At 57.9% G+C, this 23,104-nt stretch carries 20 protein-coding genes and 2 pseudogenes; 10 read left to right on the forward strand and 12 right to left on the reverse strand.

Translation table 11 applies throughout. The features are described 5' to 3' along the window. Nucleotides 1-4: 4 nt before the first annotated feature. A complete protein-coding gene (locus C9422_RS01685; RefSeq protein ID WP_116579462.1) occupies nucleotides 5-460 on the reverse strand; it encodes a glycine zipper 2TM domain-containing protein in 456 nt (151 codons plus the stop codon). Nucleotides 461-543: 83 nt separating this feature from the next. Further along, nucleotides 544-1,242 (reverse strand): potassium channel family protein, encoded by a 699-nt coding sequence (locus C9422_RS01690; RefSeq protein WP_116579463.1) that lies wholly within the window; start codon nucleotides 1,240-1,242, stop codon nucleotides 544-546. Between the two features lie 236 nt (nucleotides 1,243-1,478). On the opposite strand from C9422_RS01690, the gene C9422_RS01695 reads away from it, so the two are divergent. Further along, nucleotides 1,479-2,252 carry a ParA family protein gene (locus C9422_RS01695; RefSeq protein ID WP_116579464.1) on the forward strand — a complete coding sequence of 258 codons (774 nt, stop codon included), beginning with the start codon at nucleotides 1,479-1,481 and terminating at the stop codon, nucleotides 2,250-2,252. A 57-nt stretch (nucleotides 2,253-2,309) separates the two neighbouring features. On the opposite strand, the gene C9422_RS01700 is transcribed toward C9422_RS01695, so the two are convergent. Next, the gene (locus tag C9422_RS01700; RefSeq protein WP_116579465.1) at nucleotides 2,310-3,482 is read right to left on the reverse strand and encodes a DUF1624 domain-containing protein; all 1,173 of its coding nucleotides are present in this window, start codon (nucleotides 3,480-3,482) and stop codon (nucleotides 2,310-2,312) included. A 228-nt stretch (nucleotides 3,483-3,710) separates the two neighbouring features. Here C9422_RS01700 and C9422_RS01705 point away from each other — a divergent pair, with 228 nt between their 5' ends. Genes C9422_RS01705 through C9422_RS01715 form a run of 3 tightly spaced genes read left to right on the forward strand, consistent with a single transcriptional unit; the run spans nucleotide 3,711 to nucleotide 6,785 of the window. Beyond that, the gene (locus tag C9422_RS01705; protein WP_116579466.1) at nucleotides 3,711-4,523 is read left to right on the forward strand and encodes an ABC transporter substrate-binding protein; all 813 of its coding nucleotides are present in this window, start codon (nucleotides 3,711-3,713) and stop codon (nucleotides 4,521-4,523) included. Continuing rightward, nucleotides 4,520-5,365 carry an amino acid ABC transporter permease gene (locus C9422_RS01710; protein ID WP_116579467.1) on the forward strand — a complete coding sequence of 282 codons (846 nt, stop codon included), beginning with the start codon at nucleotides 4,520-4,522 and terminating at the stop codon, nucleotides 5,363-5,365. The genes C9422_RS01705 and C9422_RS01710 overlap by 4 nt, the downstream gene beginning before the upstream one ends. Before the next feature lie 37 nt (nucleotides 5,366-5,402). Next, nucleotides 5,403-6,785, forward strand: a complete 1,383-nt coding sequence (locus tag C9422_RS01715; protein ID WP_116579468.1) for an LLM class flavin-dependent oxidoreductase — start codon at nucleotides 5,403-5,405, stop codon at nucleotides 6,783-6,785. A gap of 206 nt (nucleotides 6,786-6,991) precedes the next feature. Here the strand turns inward: C9422_RS01715 and C9422_RS01720 are convergent, their stop codons facing one another. Next, on the reverse strand, nucleotides 6,992-7,768 hold the full coding sequence (locus tag C9422_RS01720) for an ABC transporter substrate-binding protein (protein ID WP_116579469.1): 777 nt from the start codon (nucleotides 7,766-7,768) through the stop codon (nucleotides 6,992-6,994). A gap of 185 nt (nucleotides 7,769-7,953) precedes the next feature. Here C9422_RS01720 and C9422_RS01725 point away from each other — a divergent pair, with 185 nt between their 5' ends. Continuing rightward, entirely contained in the window at nucleotides 7,954-8,832 is an 879-nt protein-coding gene (locus C9422_RS01725) for an MliC family protein (protein WP_256589844.1), read from the forward strand. 67 nt (nucleotides 8,833-8,899) lie between these two features. On the opposite strand, the gene C9422_RS01730 is transcribed toward C9422_RS01725, so the two are convergent. The 5 genes from C9422_RS01730 to C9422_RS01750 all read right to left on the reverse strand — a co-directional run bounded on the left by C9422_RS01730 (nucleotide 8,900) and on the right by C9422_RS01750 (nucleotide 12,223). Continuing rightward, nucleotides 8,900-9,082, reverse strand: a complete 183-nt coding sequence (locus C9422_RS01730) for a DUF1289 domain-containing protein (protein WP_116579470.1) — start codon at nucleotides 9,080-9,082, stop codon at nucleotides 8,900-8,902. Nucleotides 9,083-9,088: 6 nt separating this feature from the next. Further along, a complete protein-coding gene (locus C9422_RS01735; RefSeq protein ID WP_116579471.1) occupies nucleotides 9,089-9,445 on the reverse strand; it encodes a hypothetical protein in 357 nt (118 codons plus the stop codon). Nucleotides 9,446-9,484: 39 nt separating this feature from the next. Then, complete coding sequence (dmeF, locus tag C9422_RS01740; protein WP_116579472.1) at nucleotides 9,485-10,408, reverse strand: CDF family Co(II)/Ni(II) efflux transporter DmeF; 924 nt, start codon at nucleotides 10,406-10,408, stop codon at nucleotides 9,485-9,487. A gap of 19 nt (nucleotides 10,409-10,427) precedes the next feature. Beyond that, nucleotides 10,428-10,703: a metal/formaldehyde-sensitive transcriptional repressor gene (locus C9422_RS01745; protein WP_007974809.1), complete on the reverse strand. Its 276-nt coding sequence runs from the start codon at nucleotides 10,701-10,703 to the stop codon at nucleotides 10,428-10,430. A 248-nt stretch (nucleotides 10,704-10,951) separates the two neighbouring features. Next, a complete protein-coding gene (locus C9422_RS01750; RefSeq protein ID WP_116579580.1) occupies nucleotides 10,952-12,223 on the reverse strand; it encodes an MFS transporter in 1,272 nt (423 codons plus the stop codon). A 301-nt stretch (nucleotides 12,224-12,524) separates the two neighbouring features. Between C9422_RS01750 and C9422_RS01755 the strand changes: the two genes are divergently transcribed. After that, nucleotides 12,525-13,652 (forward strand): MFS transporter, encoded by a 1,128-nt coding sequence (locus C9422_RS01755; RefSeq protein WP_116579473.1) that lies wholly within the window; start codon nucleotides 12,525-12,527, stop codon nucleotides 13,650-13,652. A 61-nt stretch (nucleotides 13,653-13,713) separates the two neighbouring features. Continuing rightward, nucleotides 13,714-14,808 carry a LacI family DNA-binding transcriptional regulator gene (locus C9422_RS01760; RefSeq protein WP_102699581.1) on the forward strand — a complete coding sequence of 365 codons (1,095 nt, stop codon included), beginning with the start codon at nucleotides 13,714-13,716 and terminating at the stop codon, nucleotides 14,806-14,808. Between the two features lie 67 nt (nucleotides 14,809-14,875). Here the strand turns inward: C9422_RS01760 and C9422_RS01765 are convergent, their stop codons facing one another. The 3 genes from C9422_RS01765 to C9422_RS01775 are packed head-to-tail and all read right to left on the reverse strand — an operon-like array spanning nucleotide 14,876 to nucleotide 19,013. Next, nucleotides 14,876-16,486 carry an FAD-dependent oxidoreductase gene (locus tag C9422_RS01765; protein WP_116579474.1) on the reverse strand — a complete coding sequence of 537 codons (1,611 nt, stop codon included), beginning with the start codon at nucleotides 16,484-16,486 and terminating at the stop codon, nucleotides 14,876-14,878. A 17-nt stretch (nucleotides 16,487-16,503) separates the two neighbouring features. Further along, nucleotides 16,504-18,291 carry a thiamine pyrophosphate-binding protein gene (locus C9422_RS01770; RefSeq protein WP_007974804.1) on the reverse strand — a complete coding sequence of 596 codons (1,788 nt, stop codon included), beginning with the start codon at nucleotides 18,289-18,291 and terminating at the stop codon, nucleotides 16,504-16,506. Further along, on the reverse strand, nucleotides 18,288-19,013 hold the full coding sequence (locus C9422_RS01775) for a ThuA domain-containing protein (RefSeq protein ID WP_116579475.1): 726 nt from the start codon (nucleotides 19,011-19,013) through the stop codon (nucleotides 18,288-18,290). Before C9422_RS01775 ends, C9422_RS01770 begins: the two co-directional genes overlap by 4 nt. Nucleotides 19,014-19,409: 396 nt before the next feature. Here C9422_RS01775 and hisD point away from each other — a divergent pair, with 396 nt between their 5' ends. From hisD to C9422_RS32810, 3 genes and pseudogenes are all read left to right on the forward strand, one after another. Continuing rightward, on the forward strand, nucleotides 19,410-20,693 hold the full coding sequence (gene hisD / locus C9422_RS01780; RefSeq protein WP_102699585.1) for a histidinol dehydrogenase: 1,284 nt from the start codon (nucleotides 19,410-19,412) through the stop codon (nucleotides 20,691-20,693). Nucleotides 20,694-21,213: 520 nt separating this feature from the next. Then, a pseudogene (locus tag C9422_RS32805) lies at nucleotides 21,214-22,209 on the forward strand (HAMP domain-containing protein); the annotation flags it as partial. Between the two features lie 315 nt (nucleotides 22,210-22,524). Continuing rightward, a pseudogene (locus tag C9422_RS32810) lies at nucleotides 22,525-23,067 on the forward strand (methyl-accepting chemotaxis protein); the annotation flags it as partial. Between the last annotated feature and the right edge of the window lie 37 nt (nucleotides 23,068-23,104).

Below are 23,104 nucleotides of genomic sequence, written 5' to 3' on the forward strand. Positions count from 1 at the left end.
GGCACTAACTTTGCGGAACTACCCGCGCTTCGTTACCGCTGCCCTCGACATAAACGTTCAGGCCTTTTGTCAGCGCCGGATTGATTGGCTGGGTCACCTGAACCAGTACGCCACTGTGGGTCCGAACGATGATCTGCTGAGCCTCCACGGGCTGATCATACTTTTTCTTTTCGACGTAGTTGCCGCCTACCCCGCCAGCGAGGGCACCGGCAACCATCGCTACATCCCGCCCGGTGCCCTTGCCGACCAGGCTTCCCAAGGCTAAACCGCCAATACCGCCCAATATGGCGCCAACGCCGCTATCGTGATTGGTCTGCATCTGGGTGAGGGTAATCTGCTCGATTTTCCCCGAACGAATCTCCGTCTCGCCAGCGCCACCGCTCCCGGCACCGACCGCGGAACAGCCGCCGAGCACCAGCCCAAGAAACGTAACCGACAGCCAGGAAGCGATAGTTTTCATCGTCGAACTCCATTTTCAGGGGAATAGATCATGCAAACGCATCAATTCACGTTAGACGAAAAAGCCCGGTCCATTCGGTTCTTTCACTTGTTCTGATTCGATGGATAAAGACCGGCAAACCGCGCAATCACGACACCCACGTAAAAAACGCCTGAAAATTCTTCGACCATCACCAGTGAGCGGGCATGGTTGGTCAACGGGATAAAGTCACCGTAACCGGTGGTTGTGAGCGTCGTGAAGCTGAAATAGATCAGTTTGAAGAACGTGCCAGGCTGTGTGAAGTCGAGGTGGCCAGGGCCAAATGAACCCGCGATGGATACTTCGACCAGGGCATAAACGAAGGACCAGACGAAGGCCAGCATGATGTAACCCGCAAGCGCGCCATGCAGCTTGTCGGCAGAAATTGGCCCGCGCTTGAGAATATAGCGAAGCACTCCGCTAAACGAGACGGCAAGAGACGCCGTAAAAGCTATCCCGGCAAGCCCAAGAATCGCGGTACTCCCAGCCAACAACGCCGCCCATTGAAGACCAACCCCAAGCAACGCCAGACCCAGCTTGAGGATGAACCCCCGCCGAGTCTGCCTGGTGGCGAAAGCCCCCACGAGCAGCACGATTGAAAACAGAATGCCAAGCAACGTACGAGCAAACAGACCTTCCTCAAGAAAGGGAAACAGCAGGATCAATCCCAGCAAGAGCAGCAATAGATAGGTGCAGGGACCTTTCCCTATAAGCATCTGAGCTAAACCCTCGTCGGAGTCGGGTTTGTCTTGCGGATTTGTCATATCGGTTTCCCAAAGGGCCAAGTAGTGCTTCGGACCTGACGTCGCACGGTTGAAATCAGACTTGGCTTCAGAATAGTCGCCAGTACGATTCAAGTCGTGAATGGGTGTGGAATGCTCTAGTCCGCGCCTTCAGGCAATCCCTGTCGTGAAACTGTAATATTGCAGTCATAGAATTGACATGACTGCTTACATTTACTACAGATGGCCTTTGGCCTTTTCATGGATGAGCAAGCCTCATGCGTCGTGTCGTATTCAATCAAAAAGGCGGCGTTGGAAAATCCAGCATCGCCTGCAATCTTGCCGCTGTGAGTGCAGCCGAAGGGTACCGAACGCTGCTGGTTGATCTCGATCCCCAGGCAAACTCGACTCACTACCTCACCGGGCTAAGCAACGAGCGTATTCCTGCCGGCATCGCCGATTTCTTCAAGCAGACGCTGTCCGGCAGTTTCGAAGGCAGGCGCAATCGGGTGTCCATCACCGAGACCCATTACAACAACCTCCATCTGGTGACGGCGAGTCCGGATCTGGCAGACCTGCAGTCAAGACTCGAGAGCAAGTTCAAGATCAACAAGCTGCGCAAGTTGCTGGTTGAACTGTCCGAGGACTATGAGCGCATCTATATCGATACGCCGCCTTCGCTGAACTTCTACACCTTCAGCGCTTTGGTGGCGGCGGACAGGTTGCTGATTCCATTCGATTGCGACAGCTTTTCTCGCCAGGCGATGTACCGGGTCATCGCTCAAGTGGAAGAACTGCGACTCGATCACAATGAGTCGCTTGAAGTGGAAGGGGTGGTGGTGAACCAGTTCATCGGGCACACCGGGTTTCACCAGAATGTCGTCAATGAACTGCTGGCCGAAGGTTTGCCCGTGCTGCCGGTTTATCTCAGCAGTTCCGTCAAGATGCGCGAGTCTCACGAAGTGTCTGTCCCCATCGTGCATCTGGCCCCGCGCCACAGGCTCTCGCTGGAGTACGCGGGCTTGCTGGATGCCCTGGAACGGGCGGCCTGACAGCACGTCAGTGTCTACGCGCTATTACCAGCCGCCTGTGAAAAACCTGTGCCCGGATCAGAAGTATTTGAGCCAGCCAATATCACGACGACGAGCCTTCAATGCGGCAAACCAGCGTACAGGTAGAAACAGCGTTGTAGCCAAGAGCGCGGCCGTCAGCCACACCGCCCAAATGCTGTCGAAACCGAAGTAGTTGCCCTGATTCAAACCGAACAACGCCACATGGGTCAGGTACAGCATTTTCAGCGCGTAAAGATGGATCAGGTAGAAGAACATCGGCGCCGCGCCAAATACTGCCAAAGTACTGATCCACTTGCGTTGCCGAGCCCGCTCCAAGCCAGGCAGCAGCAACAGGCCCACCCCTAGCGTCAGCGAGAGGAACAGCAGGGAAGGTGGGTACTTTGTGATGTTGAAGAAGCTCATGAGGGTTTGTGTGGTGCTTTCATGGAGCACCCAATGTGCCTCGCCATAACCGTTAACCAGGCGCAGTACGATGAAACCGGTCACTGCGCTTGCCCCGGCCAGCAAAAGATAACGCTGACGCACGGTGGCCGAGGTTGAGCGTGTGAACCAGGGGCCGATGCAGTAACCCAGGGCGATGACACCGATCCACGGCAGCAGGGGGTAGGAAGTGCGCAGGCGCAAGCTGTCGGAGAATTCGATCCAGCCGCGATCATGCAAGATTGCCCAGGGCAGGTGCATCGCTGATCCGACCGGGAAGTGCAGGGGATCGAGCAGGTTGTGCCCGGCGACGATGACCAGACCCAGCACACACAGGAACGGCCGAGGGAGCCAGACCAGTGCAGCGAGGGCCGTCATGCTCAGGCCAATCGCCCAGATCACCTGCAGGTAGATCACATTGGGCGGCAACTGGAATGTCCAGGCGAAATTCACCAGGGTGAACTCCAGCAGAACCAGGAACAGACCACGCTTGAACAGGAACATCGACACAGCTTTCTTGCCCTGTTGCTTTTCGCCGTACAGATAGGCGGACAGTCCGGTTAGAAGAACGAACACCGGCGCACACAAATGGGCGAGGGTTCGGCTGAAAAACAGCGCCGGTTCGGTGGTGTCGATGACCATCGGGTCGGCTACCTGGCGGTGTAGAAAGAATGTCTCGCGCACGTGATCCAGCAGCATCAATAGGATCACCAATCCCCTGAGGGCATCGATGGATAGCAGGCGCTGGCTTACGCTCGTGGCGGGCGGAATCTGATTGAAGTTTGTCATCGAAAGTCGCAGGCAGGGAGTGGAGAGCTCTGCCAGTAGCCACCGACAGATCATGAACTGTTACTGTATAACATAGTATAGACCTGTCCCGTGAACGTTCCGGCCATTGATTCGATATAGCCTGAAGCGAGCCTTATATTCCATAAAGATAGTACAAGTGCATTTTATAGTGCGTTTTAATCTATTCAGGTTTTTTTGAATTGATTGGAGCATTTGTCTTTGAAAACTATGGCGCTTCTACCCTTTGGCCTGGCGTTGCTCGCTACCTGCTCAACGGCTTTCGCGGGTGCGACCCTGGATCGCGTGACACAAAAAGGCGAGCTGACCGGCGTCCTGATGGAAAGTTATCCGCCGTTCTCGTTTCTCAATGAGCAGAACCAACTCGACGGGTTTGACGTGGATGTTGCCAAGGCTGTTGCGCAACGCCTCGGGGTCAAACTCAAACTGGAAACACCGTCCTGGGATGTGATTGCCGCCGGCCGCTGGAGTGGGCGCTATGACATCTGCGTCTGCTCGATGACCCCGAGCAAGGCACGGGCCGAGGTGTTTGATTTTCCTGTCGAGTATTACCAGTCGCCGGCCGTCATCGTGGTGAATGCCAAGGACAAAGACATCACGGCGGGCAAAGACTTGTCCGGCAAAAAAGTCGGTGTGATCAGCGCGTCGACTTACGAAGCCTATTTGAACAAGGATCTGGTGATCGAGGGCGCCGAGGACAAGCCGTTGAACTATCCGTTCGATAACGTCCAAGTGGCCCCTTATGACAATGAAACAGTGGCCTTCCAGGACTTGGCGCTGGGCACAGGCGTGCGTCTGGATGCCATGGTCACCAACCTCATCACCGCTCGCGAGCGGATTGCCCAGGATCCGCGCTTCAAGATAGCCGGCGAAACGCTATATGCCGAACCGAACGTGGTGGCCATTGAAAAGGGTGACCCGCAGTGGAATGCCAAAGTCACCGAGGTCATTACTCAACTCAAGACTGACGGTACGCTGAGCAAGATTTCGCAGAAGTGGATCGGTGCCGACATCAGCCAATGACAGCCCTCAACCCACTCCCGGCCAAGTCCACTGCCGCCCCTGTAATCGAGACGCGCCGCTTTAGCCAATTGTTTGGATTTCGCACTCGCCTGTATTTGACGTGGGCGGCGTTGTCTGGATTGTGCGTCCTGTTCTTCATGAGCTTCGATTTGAAGTTTTCGATCATCCTGGAGAAATGGCCCAATCTGGTCGGCCTGCACCTTGGGCCGAATGGTTTCCTGCAAGGCGCCGCGCTGACATTGTTCCTGTGTTTCTGTTCGATCTGGCTTTCATTGTTCCTTGGCTTTGTCACCGCGCTGGCGCGACTGTCACGCAGCGCAGTGGCATTCGGTATCGCCAGTTTCTACGCGTCTTTTTTTCGCGGTACACCGCTGCTGATCCAGATCCTGCTGATCTATCTGGGCTTGCCGCAGTTGGGCGTTGTACCCGGGGCAATCAGCGCGGGGATCATTGCGCTTTCGCTTAACTATGGGGCCTATCTGAGCGAGATCTTTCGCGCCGGCATCCTGGCTGTCGCACCCGGGCAGCGCGAAGCGGCGAAGGCGCTGGGTCTTGGGCCGAGGGCGACTTTTGTGCACATCATCTTGCCGCAAGCCATGCGCACGATAATTCCGCCGACAACCAGCCAGTTCATTTCAATGCTCAAGGACTCATCGCTGATTTCGGTGATGGGGGTGTGGGAGGTCATGTTTCTGGCGCAGTCCTATGGGCGCTCTTCCTATCGCTACATCGAAATGCTCACCACCGCAGCGGTCATCTATTGGTTGCTGTCCATCGGGCTGGAATTGATGCAGCACCGCCTTGAGCGCCACTACGGCAAAGGTTTCAAGAATCAGCGGTGAACCGCCGCGTTTAATGACTTTATCTATAGGAACCACGATGTCCGATCCAAAACCTCTTTTGTTTGCGCTCTATGAGCAAGCCAGTGTGGGCTGTGGCGGCGCGCCAAGCCTTTGGACCCATCCCGCTGACGAACGACTGGCGATCAATTCTCTGGGGTATTGGTCGAACCTGGCACGCATTGCCGATCAGGCTCACCTCGACATGCTGTTTTTTGGTGATGTGCTGGGCTTCTACGATGTATTTGGTGGCAACGCCGATGCGGCGATGAAGTGGGCGGTGGAAGCCCCGGCGAACGATCCGCTGATGATCATTCCGGCATTGGCCGCCGCTACGGAAAACCTGGCCTTTGGCGTTACCGTGACCACCAGCTACGAACACCCCTTTACCCATGCCCGTCGCTTCAGCACGCTGGATCACCTCACCAACGGCCGGGTCGGCTGGAACATCGTCACCTCGTACCTGTCCAGCGCCGCCCGAAACTTCGGCCTGGAGCAGATGATCAAGCACGATGACCGCTATGAACGTGCCGAAGAGTTTCTTGATGTGGTCTACAAACTCTGGGAGGGCAGTTGGGCCGACGACGCCGTGGTCGCGGACAAGGCGCGCCAGCTCTACGCTCGGGGCGAGCGTGTGCGGCCGATCAATCATGTGGGTGAGCATTACCGGGTGGCCGGGCCGCATTTGACGTCCCCATCGCCACAACGGACGCCTTTGTTGATTCAGGCGGGCTGGTCGGGGCGCGGTCGTGAGTTCGCCGCCAAGCACGCCGAATTGATCTTCATTGCCAAGTCCAACCCGCAGGAAATTCGCCAGGGGCTCGAGGAAATATGGGCCAGGGCTCAAGCGCGTGGCCGTCAGCGTGATGATGTGAAGTCCCTGACAGTGCTGCGTATCGTCACCGCGAAAACCGAGATTGAGGCTCAGCGTAAATACGACGAACTGCAAAGCAACTATCACTTGCAGGCGCAACTGGTCAGTTACGCAGGCGACACCGGCATTGATATCGGCCGCTATGCCGACAGCGAGGCGCTTTCCACCCACACCGAGGGCATGACCTCCTATGTGATGCACCCCGATGGCAGTGGCAAACCCTTGACGGCAGGGGACGTCAAACAGCGTTTTGCCAGCGTCACCCGAGGCAGTGATCTTATTCTCGTGGGCACCCCTCACCAGGTGGCCGAGCGCATTGAGGAACACGCAAGGATATCCGGTACCAGCGGTTACATGATTAACCCGCTGATCAGCCCGGGCAGTCTTGAGGATTTCGTAGAGCTGGTGATTCCTGAATTGCAGAAACGTGGGCTCTACCGGACCCAACCGCAAAGCGGTACCTTCCGCTCGCGGTTACGGGGTGACGGTTCAAACCATTTGCCGGCGTCGGCTTATGGCGCTTCGTTCCGTTTCAATGAAGGTTTGTAGTGGTCAGACTTGGAGGTCACTTGTAGGCGCTGGCTTGCCCGCGATGGTCGTTAACGATAACGCGTTTGAACCGGGTAAACGCGGTCCTTTGTAGGAGCTGGCTTGCCAGCGATGGTCGTTAACGATAACGCGGGTGAACTGGATGAACGCGGCGTACTTGAATCCATCGCCAGCAGGCTGGCTCCTACAGTGAAACCCTGGGTGATTCACTGCTCAGGAAACCAGCGCTGGTGAAGCTTCTTGAGCACACCATTGGCCTCGATGCGTCGATAACCCTCGTCATACATTTCCAGTGCTCGCAATCCGTCTGGATGGGACAGGCTAAAACCTATCGTCGAGTTCACCAGACCGCAATTGAAGGCAAAGCGCACGGTATCTTCTGTTCCTGACTGCTGGGCCTTTCGGTTTCTGACCTCGAGGTCGTTGCTCATTATCACGGCTGCCTGAAAGCGCCGAGCAGCGAGTTTCTGGAGGCTCGTCAAGTCTGAGAGGGAATTCTCGAACACGACCCCCGAGGTCTGGAGTGCCATGACCTGGGTTGAGTATTCGTAATCTCTGGTGATGCCGACGACGGTGCCGGGCGGCAAAATACATTGGCCGTCCGGGGGCTTCGGCAAGGGGGTCTTGATGGATTCAAAAACATCGTTACTGACGTTGAATATCGGTCGCGCCGCCAGTTTGATCCTGCCCTGGAATTCGGGTTGCCAGCTCATGTTGAAGCACGCGGCGACCTGGCCGTTGAGCACCATGTACTTGCAGCGTGAATAGGGCACTACTTTTAACCTGGCCTCCACGGCCATCTCTTTGAAGGCGGCGAGGACCACGTCGTTGGCGTAACCTGTACCGTCGCTGTTTGACCAGGGGGCGGCGGCATCTTCTACCATGATCGTCAGCGTTTCATGCGTCTGCTGTGCGGCGCTGGCGCTCGCTGCCAGCAGTGGGAGGACGCACGTCAGAAGGGTCGGAGCATGATATGGCCACATTCTGCGATAAGTCCTTTTTTAACCCTGGACGCTTCATTGAGTGCTTCATTCCAGCGCTGGCGGTCAGGTATTCAATTGTCGGGGTTCTGTTGGTTCTTGCTGATTATAACAAGCCCGTTGTGGTCGACCCGACGGATGATCTGCGAAACTCGCAAGGATCTGCTCGTTGACGGAGTAACCGGCCTATGCCGTTGTTTGACGACTGCCCGGATCAAAAAGGACTGCACATGACCCAGTATCTTGCCTTGCTTTTTTTCGGCGCCACAGGATTTGCCCAGGCGCAAACCCAATGCACTGACGCCTGGTACCAGGCGATCGACAAGAGACTGCAAACGGCCGATGCGCAAGGGCACGGGCCGGATGTTGGTTCCGACGAATGGAAATCGGTGATCGAATTCAAAGCAGGGGTTCGCGGTGGGGCAAACGTCCCTGAACGCAGCTCCGAAAAGTGGTGCTTGTACATTGATCAGCAGACCAAGGCGATGCAGGCGACCGGGAGCGACACCGGAAAACCCCGGACGGTCAATGTTGTTCCTGGTCCTTCTTACGATTGCGCCAAGGTGGAGCCCGGTGGTATCGAGGCGATGATCTGTGAGGACAAGGACTTGTCCGCACTCGATCGCAAGCTGTCGCAGGTTTATGCCAGTGCAAGTATCAAGGCCGGCAACGAGCATCCTCCCACGTTGAAAGCAGAGCAACGTGGATGGATCAAGGGGCGCGATGACTGCTGGAAGAGCGATGACGCGGGTGCCTGCGTACGCATGGCATACCAGCGCCGCATCGCCGAGTTGCAGGCACGGTACCGACTGGTAGCGGGCACAGGGCCTGTTTACTACGAGTGCGACGGCAACCCGGCTAATGAGGTTTCGGCCACGTTCTTCAAAACCGATCCGCCGACGCTAATCGCAGAGCGTGGCGATAGCGTATCGCTGATGTACCAGCAGCCAGGCGGCAGTGGCATAAAATACCTTGGGCGCAATGAGAGCCTTTGGGAGCATCAGGCCGAGACGACAATCACGTGGGGATACGGTGCGATCGAGTCGCACTGCAAAAGAAAACCTTGAAACTGCGCGCTCATCGAACCCATCGTCGCGGATTGCCGGCAGGCGATCGCTCGTGGCGCCATGCTGACTAACCCGGTACTTTCCTGAGCCCTTTCAAGCGCACATTCGCCCGTTGCACAGCGGCCATTTTTTCAGGCCGCTTCATGCGTTTCCACTTTCTGATGTCTTCCTTGCTTCGCCCGCAACTGACACACAGATCACCACTGAGTTGGCAAACGGCAATGCAGGGGTTTTCGATTTCCTTAGCCATTGTCAGTCACCTTTGGCCAGCCAGGCGACTTTTCCAGTCGCCGCCGTGAGTACGTTGGCACTCTTGCTCAGAGTCGAAACGGACATTGCGGTCTGAAGGGGTCAGGTCGATGTTGGCCTCATTCAACGCGATGGCCGTCAACTCAAGGATGCGCGCCTTCGCGTGAACCTGGGCGAGCTGCCTGTCCGCCAGGGTTTCGAACACCCAGATGACCTTCAGGGTTTCAGTCAACGCATTCAGGTCAGCGGTGTGGGTGAGCCAGGTAAAGCCTTTGATTTCACCTTTTGCGGTTTCGCACGCTTCGGTGAGCGTGGTGATCAACCGGCGTTCGATCCGCGCCAGTTCACGTTTCCCTGGTGGCATTAGGGGTTCCTTTGGAGACAAGAGTGGGGAGGTGAGGGATCAGGCCGGTCGAAACTCGACCGTCAGGTGGCTGACCTCGTGCACCGGCTTGAGACGTTCACGAATGCTGTCGGCGCTCGCCGTGGCTTCGCCAAGGACGCTGACGATGGCCGCATGGGCTTGCGGCCCGACTCGCCACACGTGCAAGTCCGTGATGGTGGCATCCCCCGGTTTCTCGACCAGTGCGCGGATTTCCCCGGCAACGTGCGCATCGGTCTGATCGAGCAGCACCCCTGCGGTTGTCCCCATCAAGGTCCAGGCCCAGCGCGCAATAACGATGGCGCCGACGATGCCCATCACCGGGTCCAGCCATACCCAGCCCAGATATCGGCCAGCGAGCAGTGCAACAATGGCCAGAACCGAAGTCAGCGCGTCTGCGATGACGTGGACATAGGCGGATTTCAGGTTGTAGTCGTTGCCGTGATGGGCGTGGGCATGGCCGTGATCCTCATGATCGTGTCCATGACTGTGTCCGTGTCCCAGCAGCAGCGCACTGACGACGTTGACGATCAAGCCGGCAATCGCAATGAGCGTCGCGGTGCCGAACTGAACCTCTGTTGGCTGCAAGAGGCGCATGACAGACTCAACGCCAATGCCCAGGGCGACCATGCCGAGGATCAGCGCCGAGGCGAACCCGCCCAGGTCGCCAACCTTTCCGGTACCGAAACTGTAGCGCTGGCTGTAGGCATGGCGTTTTGCGTATCCGTAAGCGGCCGCCGCGATGCCCAATGCGCCGGCATGGGTTGCCATGTGAAAACCATCGGCCAGTAGCGCCATCGAGCCCGTGAGGTACCCGGCGGTGATCTCGCCAATCATCATCACAACGGTCAATGCCACAACCCAAAGCGTACGCCTGGCATTTTCGTCGTGCGCCGGGCCAAGGAACACGTGGTCGTGCCTGTAGTTGATGTGGGGGCTGCTCATGATGTCTACCTGGATACGTTCACTTGGAGTAACGGCGAATGGCTTCAAGCAACTCTTCGACGCCCTTGTTGCGCTCTGCTTCGCTCAGTGCAGGGTTCGCGACATGTTCACGCGCGTGGTCCTCGATGATTTCTTCCATCAAGCCGTTGATGGCGCCGCGAGTGGCGGCCACAAGGTGCAGTGTCCTGGCGCAATCGAGATCCGATTCCAATGCGCGTTCAACGGCCTGGATCTGTCCGGCGATGCGTTTTACACGCTTGAGAAGATCGTCTTTGTTTGCTGCGATATGGCCCATTGGATGGATACCCCCTCTACCTATGCTTTGCGCATGATAGCCATACCCCCTATACCTATGCACTACATTTTTTTGCGCGAGTTATTGGGCCATGTGCATTAACAGTACCTCCGGTACCCCAGCCACGCATTGACTCGCAAACGCTGACGAGATTGATCCATCAACGAACGGGTCGAGGGCGAATTCACCATCACCCTCGATGCCTATGTAGGCCTGGCACTGCGTATCGCGAGCAGTTCGCCGATGATCTAGGCGCTGGTGTTGTTGACGACGGACTGTTTTACGCGCTTGTCGATTTTTGGCGCTCTCATCAGCAGTGGGCCAAATGTGGCTAGCAGGCCCAGCATGATCAACGGGAAAAACATCAGCGAATCCAGACCGAAATGGCTGACGATCACGGTGATGGCGGCGGGTCCCACCAGCATGCCCGAGAAGCCGATGCAATTGACGATGCCGATGTTGCGGCCTGCATGTTGCGGGTCCCGGCGTCCGGCGGCGGAAATCATCAGTGGCGCGATGCAGGACAGGCCGAGGCCGAACAGTGCGAAGCCGAGGATGCCGGTAACAGCCGTGCCGCCGACGATGGTGAGGGTCATGCCGAGGACACAGACCGTCCCGCATGCGAAAACCACTTGAGCGTTACCAAAGGTCGCCGCCAGACGGTCGCCGAACAGGCGCCCGATGAAAGCCGCACCGACGAATATCGACACCGCCATGCCCGCGGTGGAAGTCGATGTTGAGAACTCGCGGCGAATGTACTCCTGGCCCCAGTCGGCAATCGCGTTTTCACCCATCATGCTGCCAAGTAGCAGAGCGCCGAGTGCAATCATCACCAGTAGCGTTCTGGTCGATGGACCCTTGCCGATTTCATCAGCGGACTGAGTGTCTGCTTGCCAGTCGCCGGACGATGCGTCTGGAACATCATGCTTGCCCAGCAGCCACCGGCTGAAAATACAGCCGACAATCAGCATGGCGATGCCCAGCACGGTAAATGGCACTTTTACGCTGTCGGTGTAGAAACCCGTCAGCCAACTGCACGCCATCCCGAGCAGAAAGCCACCCAGCGAATAGAACGCATGGAAGCCGGACATGATCGAGCGCTGGTAAAACCGCTCAACTTGAACGCCATGGGCATTCAACGCGGTATCCAGGGCGCCGCGCAGCAAGCCCAGCACAACGCCAAAACACATCGCAAACCAGAAACCGCTGACGAAACCCAGCGGGATAATGGACAGGGGGTAGGCGAGGGCGCACACGGTGATTACCGGTTTAGCACCGAAGGTGTCCAGCAGGCGGCCTACCAGCAGCGCTCCCGCCGCTGAGCCGACGCCGACCCCGAGTGCGATCAGGCCGAAGTTCGCATCACCCAGTTCACCGGTAAAGCCCAGTTGCGTCCTGAAGACACTCACCCCGGTCGACCAGATGTACATCATGGCGCCGATCATCATGAATCCGAGGAACGTCGCGATACGCGCCTTGCGGATGCGAGTGGGGATCGGTGTTTTTTGAACGTTATTCATCACGCTGCATTGTCCCTGTTGTTTTTGTTGGGTGTTCATGCGAAAGCTGAGCAAGGCAAGAGTTATACGTATAACTCCATTCAAAAATAACATTGGTGGCAAGATCGATGTCAACTTTTTCGTGGCTATTCTCAATTCAGGCGACGTATAGCATGTAGTCATGTGTGACGAGACTGTTGGTTTTGAACGGATCCTGTGGCCGAACGGGTTATTATGAGTTATACGTATAACTCAAATTGATCCGAGCACAGGGGTTTCCGTGTCATCTCAGGAATTGCTACTGCCGTGCGCTACACCTCATATGCTGGCCTATCGATCGACGTTCCTGTTGTCGGGGTTATGCATGGGCGCCTGGGCTCCGTTGGTACCTTATGCCCGCACGAGAGCGGGGATCGACGACGCGGCCCTGGGGCTGTTGTTACTGTGCCTTGGCTTGGGTTCGCTGGTGATGATGCCGCTGGCGGGGATTCTCAATGCGCGCAGGGGTTGTCGTTTTACGATGCACGTGGGTATTGCGCTGGTGTTGCTGACGTTGCCCTTGTTGGCGACGACTCATTCCTTTGCCGGTTTGATGTTCGCCCTGACCGTTTTCGGGGCAGGGTGCGGGTCGGTCGACGTGACGATGAATGTTCAGGGCGTGATGGTGGAACGCGCGACGGGACGCTCACTGATGTCCGGCTTCCATGGGCTGTTCAGCCTCGGCGCAATTGTCAGTGCTGCCGGTATCACCGCCTTGTTGTGGCTGGGCGCCACGCCGTTGATGGCAAGCAGTGCGGTCATGGCGACCCTGGTTGCCTTCGTCCTGACGCATGGCCGACAGTTGCTGGGGCGCAGCGGTGACGAAGGCAGCCCGATATTTGTCAGGCCTACCCGAAAGGTTTTACTGCTGGGTATGCTTTGTCTGTTCGCCTTCCTTGCGGAGGGCGCGATTCTCGACTGGAGCGCGGTGTTCCTGGCTGACGAGCGAGGCGTCCAGCATTCCCTGGCCGGGCTGGGTTACGCAGTGTTTGCGGTGATGATGGCGCTGGGCCGATTGAACGGTGACCGGATACTGCTGAAACTGGGGCCACGGGTGGTGCTCATTGGCGGCGGGCTCGTGGTCATGTTGGGGTTCGCGATGGTGGTGTTGGCGAATGACTGGCTGTTGAACCTGGTGGGGTTTGCGGTGATTGGCACAGGTCTGGCCAACATCGCTCCGGTTTACCTGTCGCTGGCAGGTGCCCAAAAGACGATGCCTGGTGAGCTGGCCATTGCCGCTGCGACCAGTCTGGGCTACCTCGGCATTTTGATGGGGCCGGCAGCCATTGGCTTCGTCGCCCATGCAAGCAGCCTGCCCTTGGCGTTGCTCGCTGTTGCCGCGTTGATGATCGCGATCATTTTCAGTGCCACTCGACTGGTTCCGAAGGTTTCACCTCAACGGTTACACTGAGTGCATGGCGTTTTTTTTCACTGACCTCTCACGAGGTTTCAAAAAGGTTGGGAAGCAAGCGATGGCATCCGTTTCAATGAAAGATGTAGCACTGGCGGCGGGGGTGTCCCAGCCCGCGGTGTCTTACGCTTACAATCGCCCATCCAAACTGTCCGAGGCCCAGCGTGAGCATATCCTTGCCGTAGCGGCGTCACTGGGTTACCCGGGACCCAATGTGCTTGGGCGTAGCCTTCGATCAGGCAAGATCGGGGCGATCGGGTTGATGATGATGGACAAGTTGTCCCTGGCGTTCGCCGACCCTTGCACTGTTGCCCTGCTGCGAGGGATCAGCGAGGTAGGGGAACTGGAGAACGTCGCGCTGACGTTGTTCCCGCTCAACAACAACCGGTTTGTCGGCCGGACGCAGGCAGCGAATCACGGCAGCCTTGCGCTGCGCGGGTTGGTCGATGGCTTGATTATCTCGACCCTGCCCGATGACCACCCGGCCGTGCTGGCCGTGGTGAAACAGAACATTCCGTTTGTGGTGATCGATTCGCCGTTGGTGGAAGGTTCTTTTTTTGTCGGGATTGATGACCGGGGTGCCGCACGTGCGCAGATGCGTCACTTGCTGGATCTGGGCCATCGCAAGATAGGGGTCATCATTGACCGTCTTAATCCGGACGGATACCGCGGCCCCATCGACCGGCACCGGTTCAAGAGTGCAAGTGAGCGTATCGTCAGGGAGCGGCTGACCGGCTACGTGGAAGAGGCAAGTGCAGCCGGCCTGGCATTCGAGGATTTGAGCATCATAGAGGCCGGCGGGCTTGACTCGACGTCCGGGCAAACCGCTGCCTTTACCTTGCTGACGTCCAGCGACGTCACGGCGGTGGTGGCCTGTTCGGACGTCATGGCGATCGCTTGCATGAAAACCGCCCATGCGCTCAATCGCGAGGTTCCACAAACCCTTTCGGTGATTGGTTTCGACGATATTCCCGAGGCGGTGCAACTGGGCCTGACCACCATTGGCCAACCCATCGTCGAGAAAGGTGTCTACGCGGCAAGGCTTTTGACCGAGCAGTTGAATGCACCGGCCGATACTCCGCTGGAACCTGAACAGAAGATATTCGCCACCAAATTGATCGTGCGCAGTTCGACGCTCAAGGTGCAGGACGTTTAACGCCAATCGATGAACAAGGCTGCGGTGACCTAGCGCGACCGCAGCCTTTGGCTTCATGTCATGCCATTCATTGCGCCAGTTGCTTGAAGTTCGCCGCGACCCGCAGGGCGTTGGCGGCGATGGTGAGTGCCGGATTGACCGCGGCCGATGACGGGAAGAAAGAACTGTCGACCACCCAGACATTGTCCAGGTCATGCATCTTGCAATTGAGGTCCAGCACGCTCGACACCGGGTCCCTGCCCATGACCGCCGTACCGCATTGATGCGAGTTGGTGGCAATGCCCATGCGTGCTTTCAGGATCAGCGGGTAGCCTGCCGCCCGCATGACCTGGCTGGTCCTGGTCACCAGGCCTTCATGGGCTTTCAGGTTATTGGGTTTCCAATGGACCTTGATCGCACCGCGTTGCGCGTCATACGTGACCCGGTTTTCCCGGGTTGGCAGGTCCTCCGATGTCAGGTACAGGTCGACGCTGTGATCGGTGATGTAGCGCGAGGCGAACTTCGGCAGCCACGGACGCATGGAGGTGATCATGGGTTCACGGATTTTTCCCAGCATCTGCACGTTACCCAAGGGAAACGAGTTGTTCGCACCGGCGCTGTACCAGTCGTTGATGGCCAGGGTCTTCTGGAAGACCACCTTGTTTTTGCGTCGAGGGTCGATCGCCAGCATGAACGTGCTGTTGTGCACCATGTAGTTGCGACCCACTTGCCCTGAACTGTTGCCCAGGCCTTCGGGGTGCTGTTCGTTTGCCGACTTGAGCAACAGCGCGGCGCTGTTTACCGCCCCGCAGGCCAGCACGAAGCGCTTGGCACGCAGCGTCACTGCGCGACCATCGATCAGGCCGTGGGCTTGAGTGACTGTCCGCCCGTCCGCTGCAGTTTTCAATTGCTGGATCGTGGTGCGGGTCAACAGCCTGACGGTTGCACTGCGCAAGGCCGGCCTTAATGCGCAAACCTCGGCGTCAGCCTTGGCGTCCAGCAGGCAAGGGTAACCGTCGCACGTTGAGCACAGTACGCAGCCACCGCCATTGCCATAGTCCACGGCCGCAGGCATCACGAAAGGCTTGAGCCCGGACCGGCGCATGCTCTGCTCCAGGGAAGCCAGGGCAGGGTCATGTTTGAGCGCAGGTTGTGGGTAGGGGCCTGAGCGCCAGGGCTCGCTGGGATCGACGCCTGCCTGGCCATGTACCCGGTAGAGTTTTTCCGCCTCGGCGTACCAGGGTTCCAGATCCGCATAGCTGATCGGCCAGGCCGGAGAGACGCCTTCGGCGTGCTGGATTTCGGCAAAGTCTTCTTCGCGAAACCGCGGCAGCATCGCGCCATAGAATTTGGTGTTTCCGCCGACGTAATAAAATACGCCGGGCGAAAAGGGTTGGTTTGACTCGTCCAGCCATTGCTCGGCATTGCGATAACGGCCTTGCCCGAAGACCGATTCGGTGCTCCAGTTCTGTATTTCTCGTGGCAGAAAATCACCGCGCTCGACGATCACGACGTCCAGCCCGCTATCTCGCAGCGCATGGGCAAAGGTCGAACCACCCATGCCCGAGCCGATAATCACCACATCACAATTGATATTGCCATCAGCATCAGGTGTCACCACGTCGAGGGCGCGCGGTTCGCGCGACGCCCCCGATTGTGGATTCAGCTCTGCATGATGCGAAATCAATGCATCACTCATTTGAGCCGCTCCAGTTCTTATAGGTGTTGTTCGGAGTTCCGGATTTCCCAGTACTCGTCCTGACGTTCGTCAGTGATGTACTCGGGAATCGGGAAGTCCCACCAACCCGGTACCCAAGGGCCAGCCGCGTCGCGGTCAGTCGGGATTTCGATCAACACCGGCGCGTTCAAGTCCAGGGCTTCCTGCAGGATCGGCTCGAGGTCTTCCGGGCGCTCCACACGATAGGACTTCAGGCCAAAGGCTTCGCCCACCGCTTTGAAGTCCGGGCTATAGGGCGTGCCGTCCGGATGGTTGAACTCGGTGCCGATATGGCGGCTGGTTTGCTTGCGCTGGCCACCGCGAATCGACATGTACCCGGCGTTGTTCTGGATCATGAACACGACCGGAATATTGTTGGTCACGCAGATCGCAATTTCCTGCGACGTCATCAGGAAGTCACCGTCGCCCAGAATGCAGACCACCGGCTGGTTCGGCGCAGCCAGTTTGGCACCGATGGCGGCAGGCACGGCCCAACCCATGGAGGAGAACCCGCCTGAGGTCAGGTGAGTGCGAGGGGTGTAGACCGGGAAGGTCTGCTTGACCGCGCCCTGGGTGTTGCCGGAGCCGACCACCACGATGGTGTCCCGCGGGAAAATCTTGCGCAACGCGCCCAATGGACGTTGCGAGGTGAACGGGAAGCGGTCGGAGTCACGACGACCGGCGAGCTTGGTTTCCCATTCGTCCTGATAGCCGCGCAGATCGCTGAGGTACTCTTCGCGATCGACAGTCTGGCCTTTCAGACCCTCAACGATATGGGCCAGCGCGTGCTTGGCGTCGGCACAGATTCCGACCGTAACGGGGTAGTTCTTGCCGATTTCGTGCGGGTCGATGTCGATGTGGATCAACTTCGACGGCGGAATGGCGAAGGTCACGCCCTTGGCATAACTGGACGACGACCAGTCGGTGAAACGGCAACCTACGGCGATGATCACATCGGCCGTCGAGGCTACTTTGTTGCCGCACATCGTGCCGGTCTGGCCGACGCTGCCGGCGAACAAGGGGTGGTCTTCCGGGAAGCCGCTTTTGCCGTTCCAGGTGGTGACCACCGGAATTTTCCAGGTCTCGGCCAAGGCGAGCACTTCGGCGCTGGCTTCGCCCGTGATGACACCGCCACCGATGACCAGCACCGGGCGCTTGCAGGATTGCAATTCTTCAACGGCGCGAGCAGTGGCCGCCGGATCCGGGAAGCATTTGCCGATCGGCGTACGCTCTTCCAGGGCGTGGAGGGTCACTTCGGCGGCCTCGGCCTGGACGTCCATCGGAATTTCCAGATGGACCGGACCTGGGCGACCGGTGACCATCGAGCTCCAGGCCCGATGCATCATGAACGGCAACTCTTCAACGCGCGTCGCGACCCAGTGCCGCTTGGTCACGGCCTCGGCGATTTTAGGGAAGTCATTGTCGGTGTAGCGTTCCAGTTCCTGCAGCAGACCGTGGCCACGCATGTGTGTGGGTGGCCCGCCAGTGATCAGCATCAGGCTGGTGGAGTCGGTGAACGCGGTGGCCATGCCGATCACGGTGTTGGCGGCCCCGGCGCCGATGGAGGTTACCGCAGCCATCGGCTTTCCGGCCACGCGGTAGTAACCATCTGCCAGATGCACGGCGCTCTGTTCGTGGAAGACCTGGATGAACTTGAGTTTCGAGTCTTCTTCGAGGAAGGCGTCGGTAAGTGTCCAGATGCCGTGGCCGGGAATACCGGCGACATACTCGACGCCGTAGTTTTTCAGGGTTTGTGCCACGATCTGGCTGCCGGTCAATTTGCTCATGACAGGACTCCTTGGGTTGATGATAGCGGGGTGGATGCAGTGTTTTTGCCTTGACTTTCAGCACGCCCGCGCGTTGCCCAGTTCAGGCCCTGCTTGGTCAGGCGGCGGATATTCGGGTCGGCGAGGTTGCTGGTGTCGTGTCCGATCGAGTGATAGAACACGCGTCCCTGACCCCACTGGCGAACCCAGGCGACCGGGCTGCGATGGCCCTTGATCCACGGGAACGGGTTGCCGTCGAAGGTGGTTTCGGCGAGCACGTGGATGTTTGGGTCGACCTGCATGTAGTACTGCTCGGAACGCACCTGGAAATCCTCGACGCCTTGAGTGACTTCGTGGGTGCGGTCGATGACGTTGACCTGATACGGATGGGGAAAGCCTTCGCCCATCGGATGCTCGAGAAAGGAACCGCCCAATACCCAGTGGTACTTGAGGCTTGCGCGAAAGGCCGCGCCCGCACCGTGCCAACCCACCAGGCCGGTGCCGCTTTCGATCGCTTCGAGCAGGCGATTTTCCTGCGAGGTGGTCAGCGTTTCAGTGGTGACCGCGTTGTTCCAGCCGATCACGATCAGGTCATAACCGGTCAAATCCCTGTCCAATGTGAAGATGTCTGTCGACTCTTCGACGTCGAAATCCAGCTCCTGGAAAACGGTCCGGGCCCACCCGGCGATTTCATAGGGGAAATGGCCGGGCCAGCCACCGTATAGATACAAGACTCGACTCACGGTTGGTCACCTCTTAGGTTGGGTGTGATTGTAAGGTTATACGTATAACCGCTTATTTAAGCTATCACTCAAAACCGTGCTGTCAATGCCTTGATCGGATTTTTAATGAAATGACCCAGTAGAATAGGAGTGGCGGCGAGATGGCGTGCATTGCTACAGGCTGCGGATCAGTTTTGTTCACGTCGTTTTTGAGAATAAAAGGTTATACGAATAAGTGTGATTGCCCGTGGCAGAGGGGCGGAGCTGTCAGGAGTGCTTCAACTTTGCGTCTGTGCTGCGTCAGATCGCGTCAGCAATAAGGCGGCTGCGAAATTGCCCGGAGCAGGGGGGTGAGAAAAGATGTTTGCCAATGCTGAGTGCATGTTGCGTGCATCAAGAACCACCTGGAGCATATTGATGATTCGTTATCTGAAAAAAAGTAAGCCCGTCGAAGCCCAAGCCGAAATCGCTTTGCAAGTGCGCGATACGGTCGAGCAGATCATTGCCAATGTCGCCAAGAACGGCGATGCAGCCGTTCGGGAGTATTCGAAGAAATTTGATAAGTGGGAGCCTGCGACCTTTCGCCTGACCGACGAAGAAATCGCCGCGTGCGTTGCCAGTCTTTCGGAACAGGAAATCGGCGACATCAAGTTTGCGCAGGCACAGGTCCGTCGATTTGCCGAGGTGCAGAAAGCCTCGATGCACGATGTCGAAGTCGAAACCCTCCCGGGTGTGATCCTTGGGCATCGCAACATTCCGGTGAACTCGGTGGGCTGCTACATCCCCGGAGGCAAATATCCGTTGCTGGCATCGGCACACATGAGTGTCCTGACGGCTAAAGTCGCTGGCGTGAAGCGTGTGGTTGCAGCCGCGCCGCCATTTGACGGCAAGCCTCATCCGGCCATCGTGACGGCCATGTACCTCGCTGGCGCCGATGAAATCTATTGTGTCGGCGGCGTTCAGGCCATTGCTGCCCTGGCATTGGGGACCGATGACTTCAAGCCGGTCGATATGATCGTCGGGCCTGGCAACGCATTTGTCGCCGAAGCCAAGCGCCAGCTGTTCGGCAAAATCGGCATCGACTTGATTGCCGGCCCGACCGAAACACTGGTGATAGCCGATGACAGTTCCGACGTAGAAATCATTGCCGCAGACTTGCTGGGCCAGGCCGAACACGGCGTCAACTCGCCAGCGGTGTTTTTGACCAACAGCGCCGAACTGGCAGAAACCCTGCCGGCGGAAATCGAGCGCCAGCTGGCCATTCTGTCGACCGCACCCGTCGCCTCCGTCGCCTGGCGTGACTATGGCGAGATCATCCTGTGCGACACCGTGGATGAACTGGTCCAGGAAGCCGACCGCATTGCCTCCGAACACGTCCAGGTCATGACCCGAGACCCGTTGTACTTCCTGGAGCATATGACCAACTACGGCGCGCTGTTCCTCGGGCAGCGGACCAATGTCTCCTACGGCGACAAGGTGATCGGCACCAACCACACATTGCCGACCACCGGGACTGCGCGTTACACCGGCGGCCTGTGGGTTGGCAAGTTCATCAAGACCTGCACCTATCAGCGTGTCCTGACTGATGAAGCCTCTGTGCTGGTCGGCGAGTACTGCTCCCGCCTGTGCGGCATGGAAGGTTTTGCCGGGCACAAGGAACAGGCGGATATCCGCATTCGCCGTTACAAGCAGGCTGTCTGATTTCTCCCGTTTATAGAGCGCAACGTTTGTCGGCGTGACAGCGCTCTTTTTTGAACATCGAACCGGCGGATCTCACCAGGCCGCCTGGTTAGTTGCAGCACTTGGCAAGCGGGTAGCGGGAGAAAGGGTCGTTTCTCGGTACTGCTGGTCACTCTTACCGCTTTTCCAAGTGTTTTCAGGCTCCCCGATTGGGGGGCTTTTTTTTTAGTTGCCACAAAAAAACTTGTTGTTCCAGGCTGAATTTTAGTGAGGCGATGCGATGGGAACCTTGTCGATCAAAACAAAAATAACGCTGGCCGCCGGGAGTTGCCTGTTTGTCATGGTGCTCTGCCTGGTGGGCTTTTCAATTCAGCAGATGACCGACACGTCGACGGTGGTCAGGGAATCCGGCACGAACTCGTTGTCACTGGCATCCATGCAGTACCTTGAGGCGACAGGGCATCTGCAGGCCAATGGGATTGAGCAGCGGTTCTTCAGCAGCATGATGTTTGCCCGCTCCCTGGCCACCCAGGTCGTCATGATGCGCCGGCAGGCCCGACAAAATGGATGGGCTGCCGGGCAACTGCGGGGTGATCTGTATCGACTGATTCGGGCACAGGTGGCAACCACACCGGAGATACTCGGCGTAGGCCTCTCATTTGAGCCCAATGCGCTCGATGGCGCCGACTCGATCAGCATCAAGGCAGCCGAGTTCACCGGCAATGCCAAGGGTCGTTTTGCGGTGTATGTCTCCTCCATGCAGAACTTCGTCCTTGAAGAAAAGGAAATGCAGGATGACGGTGATCCGGGAAAGGCCTGGTGGAATTGCCCGAAGAAAACCCGCAAGTCCTGTTTGATCGAGCCCTATTCCTTCCTGTTGAATGGCGCGCCGACACTGACCTCCAGCATTGCGATACCTCTGATGGACGGTGGAAAGTTCATCGGCGTGGTCAGTATCGACCTGGCGTTGAGTAGCCTGCAAAACATCGCGCAGAAAGCCAGTGCTTCACTGTTCGAGGGGCAAGGAAGACTCACCTTCGTCAGTGCCGCCGGCGTCATCATGGGGCGAAGTGGCGACCTCGCATCGTTGGGGAAGTCCATCAAGGACATCTATCCGAGTCAGGCCGCCGAGATGCTCGAAGGGGCGAAAACTGGCGAAACCCTCGCCATAGACGAACCTGGCAACCCGAGCATCATGCTCGTTGTTCCGTTTTCCCCTATACCGAATTCCAACCACTGGATGACAGTTATTGAAGTGCCGCGTGCCACGTTGATGGCCTCCGTGGCGACGTTGCAGCAGGTTCTGGATCAATCAAATCAGCAGTCGGTAACCGTGCAGGTGATCGCAGGGATTGGCGTCACTCTGGTCGGTACGTTGCTGATGGGCTTACTGGCGGCGAGTATCACCCGACCTATTCGACGCGTATCCGAAATGCTGGAAAACATCGCCAATGGCGAGGGCGATCTGACCCGGCGACTCAGCGTTGAGCGACGGGATGAAATGGGCGTGCTGGCGGGTTGGTTCAATCGATTCCTCGATAAACTGCAGCCGATTATCGCGCAGGTCAGTCAGAGCGTAATGGACACCCGGTCCACGGCTGACCAGGCGTCTTCGATTGCAATGCGCACCAGCTGCGGCATGCAACAACAGCTGCGAGAGGTCGAGCAAGTGGCGAGCGCCGCTCACGAGATGAGTGCGACCTCGCAGGAAGTGGCCCGACATGCATCCATGGCGGCGACTGCCGCGTGCGATGGCGATGTCGCTGCCCGCTCCTGCAAAGGCACCATCGAGACTGCTGCACAGTCCATCCACTCGCTTGCGACACATATGAGCGGCGCAATGGTGGCGGTCCGCGAACTTGGCGACAGCAGTGAGAAAGTCGGTAGCGTCCTCGATGTAATCCGCACGATTGCCCAGCAAACCAATTTGCTGGCGTTGAATGCGGCGATTGAAGCAGCCAGAGCAGGGGAAACGGGAAGGGGGTTTGCGGTAGTCGCTGATGAGGTTCGTCATCTGGCCCAGCGTACCCAAGACTCCGTGAGTGAGATTCAGGGTGTCATCGAAAGTTTGCAGAGCGGCACACGCGACGTGGTCAACGCCATGCAGAGCCAGCACCGCCAGGCCGACACCAGTGCAGCGCAAGCGCTTGAGGCTGTACACGCACTGACCCATGTCAGTCGCTGCATCGAGACTATCAGCGATATGAGCCTGCAAATCGCCAGTGCTGCCGAAGAGCAAAGTGCGGTATCCGAAGAGGTGACCCGTAACATTTCGGCCATCAGGGATGTAACGGGCACCTTGGTGGAACACGCGGATCGATCGGCGCGTATCAGCCAGTCCCTGAACGATTTTGCCAACCAGCAGCAAGTGCTGATGAACAACTTCCGGGTCTGACCCACGGGCAAGAGGGTGGGCGCGATGGCGTCGAAGT

This window comes from Pseudomonas sp. B1(2018), from assembly GCF_003097365.1.
In the GTDB taxonomy this organism is placed as follows: domain Bacteria; phylum Pseudomonadota; class Gammaproteobacteria; order Pseudomonadales; family Pseudomonadaceae; genus Aquipseudomonas; species Aquipseudomonas laurylsulfatiphila.